The sequence below is a fragment of the uncultured Eudoraea sp. genome, assembly GCF_947258525.1.
In the GTDB taxonomy this organism is placed as follows: domain Bacteria; phylum Bacteroidota; class Bacteroidia; order Flavobacteriales; family Flavobacteriaceae; genus Eudoraea.
In genome coordinates, this window is record NZ_CAMYIP010000083.1 from 1 (window position 1) to 2948 (window position 2948).

Sequence of the window (2948 nt, forward strand, 5' to 3'; positions counted from 1 at the left end):
AAAATAGATTTTTTTTATATACCATACACTTACGAACTAATGGCTTCTATAACAAGATAATTAAAAAGCCCTAAATATGCTATTTAAGGCTTTTTAATTATGTACAAAATATTAAAGGGTTGAATTAATATCGCAACGGGAATTTTATCCGCCACTACCACTACCACCTCCAACTGGAACATCATCCCCACCTGTGCCATCTCTGTTATCTGGCGGAACGTCATCCCCACCTGTTCCTATCTCATATAAGGCCTGGTCTTCGGCGCTGTTATCTGCTTCACAGGAAATTAATCCTATACTAAATACTACTATTGCGAAAATGCTTAAAACTTTTTTCATTCTTTAGATTTTTGATTAGTTAATTAATGTTGACTAGCTTGATACTAAACTAGCCGCATATCCAAAAAGCTATTGCGTAAAAAAAAGAATATTAGTAAACGAGCCACTTCTGTGAGTATTTTGGCCGTTTTTAAGAGAATTTGATTATTTAGAGGAAGAAATGGTGTTTTTTGAAAGAATTTTTTTTAACCCTTCTATATTCTCCTTATAGGTTTTGGTAAATGGAAGCTTTGTTTTCCTGACTTTTAGGAAACATAAAGACTTCCCATAATTAATTCCTGATACATAGTTGGTGTTCAGGATATAGCTTTGGTGGACCCTTATGAAGTTTTCAGGTAATTGATTCTCAAAGGTCTTTAGTGTTTTATAAGCGCTAATGGTACTGCCGTCTTTCATTATAAAATCCGTTGCATTATTGTCTGCCCTTAAGTACAGTATCTCATTGGTATCCAGATATTGGTAATCATTATACGACTTCAGACAAAGGGTATGTGAAACATCTTCTTTAGGCAGTTGTTTTTTTAATCGCAACAGGGTCTTTCTAATATCAAATTCATTATAAGGCATAAGCCAGTAATCAAAGAAATTGTTTTTAATGGCATTGTAAGCGTATTCCTTGCTTCTTGAAATCCCAATTAATATTGGAATGTTTTTAACATACTGATACAATTCTGTCACCATTTGAAAATATTCAAAGGCCTTGTCGTTCAGATTAATAAAAACAACATCGGGGGAGTATTTGAGAATAGCATTTAAACCGTCTGAGCAATTTCTGGCTTCACTGGAACATACAAAATCTCCATAGTCCTCTAAATAGTGCTGCAATTGCAAATTTGAGGTGGCGTCGGAATCAATAATGGTATAAGAATACTCCATGCCCGGATATTTGGGTACAAAGTAGTAAACCTATTTGACAAGACACCATATTTTTACCATAGAATAATTAAGGTTTTTCTACATAAAGTGTTGAAAATCAATATTATTGAATGAAAATTCTTACAAAAAATAGTAATCTGGATTAATTCTGCTGCTCGGCAACAAATTCATAGGCCCCAATATCCGGTTCAGAAGTACGATCTGCTCCCAGAATATCCAAGGGCAACAAAATAGCTGCAGCCTGATCTGCTTTACCAATTGCAAAAGAAGAATTACCAAGCCTGAAATCTTTATTTGCGGTACTTAAAAAATCCGTATCCTCATTAAGGAAAATATTGTTATAGTAATCCGTATTTGTAAAATCGTATAAAGGATTTGAATCAAATTGATTATTTGTATCATTAAATTTAATCAGGCAATTTGTAAAAGAAAAGTCAAATAAATTGGTCTCATTGGAATTTAATGAGAGTTCAAGAAAAGTATTGCCGTCTACAATGCAGTTTACAAAACTGGCAATCAGGTTCTGTTCACCAGTGCCCATAACCTCATCAGGATTATAATTACTTAGTTGCAATGCAGCACCGGATCTGAAACCATTACTCCAATAATTTGCTATTGTACTGTGAATGAAAGAATAATTACCTCCATTAGTACAAATTAGTGAGCCATTTCCGGCATTACCTAATACCATATTTTCCCCGGCAATCGAGGAAGATCTTGCCAAAATATTAACTGCAAGACTGTTATAAATTTTAGAATTACTCACTGAAAGTTTGGAGGGAATTGAGCCTGAATTGCCTTCAACCAGTAATCCTACGGTAGCATTTCTAATTGTAATATGATTCATTGTATTGTTAATACTACCGGGTGCCAACCAAATAGTTCCCCATTGGCCCGGTACTTCAGCAAACTCGGGCTCCAGGCGGTCGCCCTCAAAAATCACTTCATTTTCCAATAGCAGTGTGTCTGTACTCAAGGCACCATTTACGTTCAGTGTAGCACCCTGGCCTACCAATATTCCGGAATCTTTATGAAAGTGTACTCTGCTGCCCGCTGCAATGTTTAGTATTTTATCTGGTGCCACTCCGGCATAGCCATATATAACATAAGGCTTTTCATTGGTAAAACTTAGCTGCTCATCTGTAAGCAGAAATCCCTCTATCCTAATTTCATTTCCATCCTCGTCCAGTCCTAAGAGCAAAGTTTCCTTTGTTCCATCTGCATTTTCAGCCGGATAAAGGAATATGGCATCCTTTATTAAGGTAACTAATTGTACCTCTTGTTGTTTAGGTCCTTCATCAAAAAGGATAGCATCTGTATACAAGAATTCATTTTCGTTTATGGCCGAAATATCAAAAGTTGTTTCTATAAAAATAAAAAGACTGTCTTTTGCCATTAAAGGAATATTTTCGAATTCTTTTCCGGCTTCACCATCAACATTTAATCTGTAGCTACTGTTATTTCCTTGTGCAAGTCGCACATTGGGAATTTGTATGTCGTTATTAGACCTGTTGTAGACCTTCAGGGAGTAGGTACTGCTGCCAATATTGGCAAAAACGGTATCTAAATAGACTGTATCTTTTGAAAACTCTAAATTTCCTGAACTGATATCGTATTGAAAATCTTTCCTGCAAGAGCACCAGAGGAGTGTTAGAAGTAGGATTGGTATAATTAACAGCCTTTGGCTCATATCAGTTCAATTAGGATTCCTTATTACATCTGCAAAAATAGAA

The 2948-nt window shown here is 35.4% G+C and carries 3 protein-coding genes; all 3 read right to left on the minus strand.

What is annotated here, in order from left to right; translation table 11 throughout:
• Nucleotides 1-144: 144 nt before the first annotated feature.
• A complete protein-coding gene (locus tag Q0X89_RS06820; RefSeq protein WP_297692454.1) occupies nt 145-339 on the minus strand; it encodes a hypothetical protein in 195 nt (64 codons plus the stop codon).
• A gap of 144 nt (nt 340-483) precedes the next feature.
• Nucleotides 484-1215, minus strand: a complete 732-nt coding sequence (locus Q0X89_RS06825) for a LytTR family DNA-binding domain-containing protein (RefSeq protein WP_297692456.1) — start codon at nt 1213-1215, stop codon at nt 484-486.
• A gap of 142 nt (nt 1216-1357) precedes the next feature.
• Nucleotides 1358-2905 carry a hypothetical protein gene (locus Q0X89_RS06830; protein ID WP_297692458.1) on the minus strand — a complete coding sequence of 516 codons (1548 nt, stop codon included), beginning with the start codon at nt 2903-2905 and terminating at the stop codon, nt 1358-1360.
• Between the last annotated feature and the right edge of the window lie 43 nt (nt 2906-2948).